Here is a 6,311-nt window from a genome sequence, read left to right on the forward strand (position 1 = left end):
TCACTATTCCCCTTTTAGATTATTTTAGGATCTATTACCAGTTATTATTTTGGTAATTTTTTATTTGGTGTTCAAATGCTAAGAGTAAGTTGTTAAAATGGCTATTTACTATATCTACACTGTTGTTAAACCTTAATAGTCTTTTTTCTCTTTTTTTTCCTTCCATTTTTTTTAACTGCTGTATCTCGTTAACTAAAATGTTTTCATAAGGTTGATCATTACGAAATTGATGATTGATGCTTTTAAGAGTTAAGTTATATATTCTCATTTTAGTTTTACCATTTTTATTTTCAAATTGTACACTGAAATCAAATTGATCATCTGAAATCCCATTTTTGTAAAATCTGATCCATTTGCGATCATGCGGTGTATTTATTTTGGTGTAACCATTGCATATTATAGTTCCAGTTGCAATGTCTTCAGTCTGAATTACATTTTTTGCACTTTTAAAATTATTTGCTACAAATTTTTTGCACTCACCGTAAAGGGTAGATTTGTCTAAATTGCTGTTTTCTACAATTATCTCATATACTACTTTATCTCCTTCAAGAGGAATGTTTTGAGCATTTGTTATGAATGAATAGAAAATCAAGAATATAATTGAAATAAATTTTCTCATATAATTTAAATGTTAGTAATAGGTTTAAAATTAGTACTAACTTTTCATACTTTGGATATTTTTTTGACTTTTACCTATAGGTCATCAAATTTTTTCACAAGATTAGTAAGTCTTTGATATTTCTTTGTTGGTTTTCCTTTATAGTGCTTTTTTAAATACTTTCTGTTTATCTCATAATAGATTTGCTCTTCTTTCTGTTCATCTCCATAAATCAAATAAAAACTCCTGTACTTTTTGCTTTCGATTTGCTTTTCATAATACGCATCACTAATTGATTTTAGGGATCTAAAAATAGATCTGATTAGATAAAGTTTTCTGCACCTAATACCAGATATAGGACAAAGAAATAAGTAGTAATAGCCTTTTCCTAAATTGGAATTAACTTTTTCAATTTTTATAAAATAGGATTTTGGTATATCGTTGCAGTTATAGATTAGATGAAATCCGTTGCCAAGATATCTAATACTAATACTTGCAGTTATTTCTTTTGTTCTGGAACTTCTCCAGTTTAAAATTTTGTAAGAATCATTGTTGCTATTTGAAAGTAGTTTTAAGTTATTAAGGACTTTTAAATCAAGACAACAAAGTTCTTCTTTGATATATGGTGATTTTGATATTCTACTCATAACCTAAATAATTAAGGAAGTTGATTAAAAAATACGCCTAAAAAGTTAGTCTGTTGATTTGGGTAAATTCTAATCTGTTTCAGTTTAGTGTTATTTTTATAGTTTCTGATATTATGTGCTATTTCTTTTATCTGAACGTCTAGATCTGTAAACTTCCATTTTTCCGATAAAAATTTATTTTTTAGATTTTCAAAAACTAGATAGTCGTATTTGTGATAGTGTTTTAGTCCTGTATGTGATAGCAATAAACTATTTTCTTTTTGCATTGAAATATCTAATCCAGTAATTAAACATATGTTAGTGCATGTTTTATCTTTAATAATATTCAAATCTGCACTAAGTAAATTGTAATCATCATCAATATTATTGTCTTTTTTCTGATTGAAATTTGCACTACCTTCTAGTAGTTGATTTAGTTTTATTGTAATGATTTCTAAAAGATGAGCATTTAAATTTGCACCTGTTTTTTCCAGGATGTTCTGATATTTTGCTTTGTGTCGTGAAAAAGCATTTCGATCTTTTGTATTTGTGATTAATTTACTCCAGAATTGACTACGTAAATATTTATCAAGATTGTTTTTTTCTATATGAGTTAGCATTGCAGAGTTTACATCGTCAATAAGAAATAAAACCTGCTTAAATTCACTTTTTAAAGAATCTGATAATTGAAGATATAAATTAGACTCTGTAAGATCCTCAATAAACATTATACCTAGTTTATTGATATATGTTGTTTTATTGGATTTGATTTCAAATCTTAATGTATTTGTATTTACTTCTGGTAAGTGGTTGAATTGATTTCCTTTCCAATAAAACTTTATTATTTTAAATGTATTGTAAATATATCTGCCATGTTTAAAACCTATTTTTTGAAACCTTTTCTCATATGTGTATTTAGAAATAGATTTGTTCTTCTCATGATATTCAGCATAGTCTATTACCTGTTGCGGTGTAAATTCCTTTGGTGGGATAAAATTTAGTCCAAATTCTAATTGCATAATCTTTGCTTTTTGAGCCGATAAATCAAACTCTATTATTATTTCATTAATTATATTAATACAGTTACTGATATTAAAATCATTACCATTATGTTCACCTTTGTTAAGGTAGTAATGAGGTTTAAACAAAATTTCTAGCCTATCTAGATAGAAACAAAAAACAATTCCTTTATAATCATAAACGTCTTTAGTTTTTATATCATGCTCAAATCCTTTAAAATGCGTTATGTATTGTATTTTCTGTACCTGTTTTAGTGATGGTTTATATTTGATGTAACGGATCAAATCTGAATCAGTCACACGTAACTTTAAATAGTCAATCATAGTAATTGTTGAAGAGTCAAACGAACCAGTAATAACATTTGGTCTAAGGGAAGTATAACTTCCCTTAGACAGTTGGTTTAATACCTTCTAATAACTTGATGAAGGTGATCGTTGTTGCTTGGGTAGGAGTTGTAAAAATCTATTTTTAAAGATTTGAAATCATCATAGTATGTAAGTATAATGAGACACTTTTTGCCATTGAAAAATATATCTCCATAGAATACATTACTTCTATGTGATTTGAATAAACCTGTTTTTAGACAATTTTTCCAATTATTTGCACTTCTTAGGTATAAGTATGAATCAAAGTTTTTTGCTTTTGCAAACCCTCTGTAATCTTCTATTCTGACTATATCTGTTATTAAATTTTCTATAACCTTATCATTACAGTGATATGCTGTATCTAGTAATTCATAATTTGAAGCAGAATTGACTTTGTGATATATGGTATATGAGGCTGTACTAACCTTTTGCATGACGAATTGATTTAGGAGTTAAAAGGATAAGAGAATTAACTATATCGGACTTTAGGAAGTAAACTCTTCCACCGATACCATAGGATTTTAGTTTTCCTTTTTTAACCCAATCATGCAAAGTAGAAAGGTTAATTTTTAACATATTAGCAACCTCTTGACGTGTTAAGTACTCGTCAATTTGTTTAGGTCTGAAATGTAGTAGAAATTCAGAAAGTTCATTTTTTATACTTTCTGTAATCTGTGACTGAAGTTGGTCAGGCGTAGTTTGAATAAATTGTATCTGTGACATATCGTAAATAATTTGATATGCAAATCACAGAAAATTGAGACTTAGGATTATACCTAAGATTATCCTAAGTCTTAATAGGTCTTATTTAGTATACTCGTGGAATTCTTTTAAAAAATTATTTACTCTTTTTGAGGACTCACTAGTTTGTTCTTTCTCATTTATATATGGACTTTTTCCTGGAATATTATCCTTTAAACCATTTAAAAAGGGTTGTACTGTTGTTTGTTTTGAACCTATTAGATAGGATATTAGTTTTGCTAGTTTGTTTATATTAATATTTTTTTCTCTTAGTTTTAATAAGTCTAAAATCCCAAGTTTGTCTAGTATAATTATTCTATCGGAAATTGGACTTTTTGAATAATCAATATCTTTTGCAATGTCATTTGCTTCAATAATCATGTTTTTAATCAATTCATTTTCTTTTTTTAAGTTGGAAATTGCTTTTTGATTTTTTATTAAGGAATGCTCAAAGAAATTTGTGATTGTTTTTTTATCAAATAAATAGTTTAGTTTTATTAAACTATAATAGTTTATATCATTGATTTTATCTAAATCATCTTCAGTGAAATTTTGTTTATTTTGTAATAATTTTTCTAAATAATCATTTATTAATTGTAAAAATGATAGATGATAGTTTGCTTCTATATGGTTAATAGTTGATGATACATCATCAGAACAATCTAAATATGTTAGGATTTCATAATAAGAATATTCAACGTATGCTGTAAAATCCTTAAAATTATCAGTTTCTTTAAAGTCTAAATGCCCCCAATCATCATTATAATGTTCGATGTTTTGATAAGTGCGTCTAGTTTTGATTAGTTCCTTTTTGAAGTAATCGCTAATTGCAAGTTCATTAGTTAGTTTTTCAAAACATGTATTTAAAGAATTCAAATTTTCTAAACTCATAATTAATTTACTTTTTTTATAATTGTCATTGTTGGTTTAATATCCTTTGTCATTTGCTCATAGTATTGCATGAATAGATTTGCATTTTCATCTTTGTCTACTCGTTTGTTGATATACTTTAAAAACATATCTTCGGAACTATGTCCTGTTATTGCTATTAAGATTGATGTAGGCATCATTTTATAGAAATTAGTAGCAAATGAACGTCTGCATACATGGGAGGTTATTAATTGGTATTTAGGGAATACTCCTAACTCTTTACGTTTAGTTTTTCTTTTATTATCACCTTTTATGATATATCCTTTTATAGGCTCGTTTATTTCTGCTAATTCGCAAACTTTTTTAAAATATTTTCCTAATTCATGATCTGATACTGCGTTGGGGAATTTATCCAATATAATGTCTATTACGAAAGGCTCTGCAATAGCAACAGTAACGTGTTTACCTGTTTTTTTTTGCGTAATGTCAATAAATAAACCTTTTGCAGTTTGTCTGATATTATCCTTTGTTATTGCTAATAAATCACTTTTACGTTGACCAATATAACAACCTATAATCAGCCATTTTTTAGCATCTTCTAAGGTTTTTGTAGGCATTACAGTATTGTAAATCCTTTTGATTTCTTCTAAATTTAAATTGATAATATACCTATCAACATCCTGCTCTTTAATGCTTTTAATTTTGTTTATATCATTGGGGAATACCTTTCCATATAACACAGCATCGTTAAGTACAGTTTTAAGCATTCTTATGTTTTTACCTGCATAGTTCACTGAATACAATTTTTGATTAATCATCCATTGTTTAAACTTATGTAGTAATTCAGTTGTAAGGCCTTCAAATACAAGATTCTTTTTAATGTATTGCTCAAATTCCTCTATAATTCTTTTGAATGTTTTATAATTTGAAATAGTACCAGTACTTAAGCCTAGTTTTCCGTTTTGTATTTCTCTTAAGTTAGCATTGTCTATAAAAAATTGGATATAGTCTATCAGTAAATTAAATTCGTTTTTACTGGATCGATTAAAGAAGATGTTTATTTGTTCTTCTAACCAATTACTATCAATCGTATCATGTAAGAGGCTGTCAATATTAAGTTTATCATAGATATTGGTTTCTAGGCTCTTTAATTGAGTGAATAAGGCTTTGTTAACGGCATCATTTTGTTTAGGCAATGATGTTATAGCACTCCAATCTTTTGAATTGATAGTTAATCCTGTTTTCTTTTTTAGGACTTTACCCCTTCCAAGTGATAATCGTAGATATATTTGTGAATTGATAGAAGATGATTGTATTAAAAATTTAACTTTTGCCATTGTAAAAAGTATTTAATACAATATAATTATTTTAGTCAACATTTAGTCAACCAATTCGCAATTTATTCCAATTGTCTACAATTCTATACAATTGTTTAAAAGTCTTTAAATGTTACTTTAAAGTTGTTTTATGCACAATTCTGTGTGTTTTATACTCTTTTCGAATTTGTGAGACTGGATGCTTGTTCGTTTGGAATGGACGAAGAAGTAAATATGATAGGTGCTGAGATTACTAAAGAAATAGGGGGTTAATTTCTGTTAAACTCTTGTAAATTAATGTATAAAGGTTTTATCTTTAGTGATAAAACCTTTTTTTATGTATAGAGTTGTAATGTTGATTATTTTTGTAGCATTAATTTTTTTGAGTGGCTATAAAAGTATATGTGCCTCTTCTATTAATTTGTTGATGGATACGTTGAGGAGAGATACGCTGAGATTAGATACTATAGCTATTAGAGGGAAGTTGATTGCTGCAGATTCTTAATTTAGGAAAAAACAAAATGACTATAGTAGCATTTACCTTTTGGGGGATAATAATAAACCTATTCAAATAAATCCTTTTGGTGGAATACTGATAAATATCAACAAGCTGTATAATCACTTTAGTAAAAGAGGCAAGCAATCAAGTGTTTTGACCCCTATAAAACAAGAGTAATCTTTTAAATTTCGCTTGTTAAATTTATGCTACCAAATCCTTCTTTAGGATCAGGTGTTTATCTTTGTTCCATTTCTCCATTGGCGTAATTTTACCTAA

The 6,311-nt window shown here is 27.3% G+C and carries 7 protein-coding genes; 1 reads left to right on the forward strand and 6 read right to left on the reverse strand.

Annotation, left to right across the window (positions count from 1 at the left end; all coding sequences use genetic code 11):
* Positions 1–34: 34 nt before the first annotated feature.
* The 6 genes from IP023_RS14210 to IP023_RS14235 form a co-directional block, all read right to left on the reverse strand.
* Positions 35–619, reverse strand: coding sequence for a DUF4468 domain-containing protein (locus IP023_RS14210; protein WP_241791060.1), 585 nt, complete (start codon positions 617–619; stop codon positions 35–37).
* Positions 620–693: 74 nt separating this feature from the next.
* Entirely contained in the window at positions 694–1,245 is a 552-nt protein-coding gene (locus IP023_RS14215) for a hypothetical protein (protein WP_241791061.1), read from the reverse strand.
* Positions 1,246–1,256: 11 nt separating this feature from the next.
* Entirely contained in the window at positions 1,257–2,567 is a 1,311-nt protein-coding gene (locus IP023_RS14220) for a hypothetical protein (protein WP_241791062.1), read from the reverse strand.
* Positions 2,568–3,029: 462 nt separating this feature from the next.
* Positions 3,030–3,332, reverse strand: coding sequence for a helix-turn-helix domain-containing protein (locus tag IP023_RS14225; protein WP_241791063.1), 303 nt, complete (start codon positions 3,330–3,332; stop codon positions 3,030–3,032).
* 81 nt (positions 3,333–3,413) lie between these two features.
* The gene (locus IP023_RS14230) at positions 3,414–4,241 is read right to left on the reverse strand and encodes a hypothetical protein (protein ID WP_241791064.1); all 828 of its coding nucleotides are present in this window, start codon (positions 4,239–4,241) and stop codon (positions 3,414–3,416) included.
* Between the two features lie 2 nt (positions 4,242–4,243).
* Positions 4,244–5,557, reverse strand: a complete 1,314-nt coding sequence (locus IP023_RS14235; RefSeq protein WP_241791065.1) for a tyrosine-type recombinase/integrase — start codon at positions 5,555–5,557, stop codon at positions 4,244–4,246.
* Positions 5,558–5,873: 316 nt separating this feature from the next.
* Here IP023_RS14235 and IP023_RS14240 point away from each other — a divergent pair, with 316 nt between their 5' ends.
* Positions 5,874–6,041: a hypothetical protein gene (locus IP023_RS14240; RefSeq protein WP_241791066.1), complete on the forward strand. Its 168-nt coding sequence runs from the start codon at positions 5,874–5,876 to the stop codon at positions 6,039–6,041.
* Positions 6,042–6,311: the final 270 nt, after the last annotated feature.

The organism is Sphingobacterium rhinopitheci, from assembly GCF_022627575.1.
Taxonomy (GTDB): Bacteria; Bacteroidota; Bacteroidia; order Sphingobacteriales; family Sphingobacteriaceae; genus Sphingobacterium; species Sphingobacterium rhinopitheci.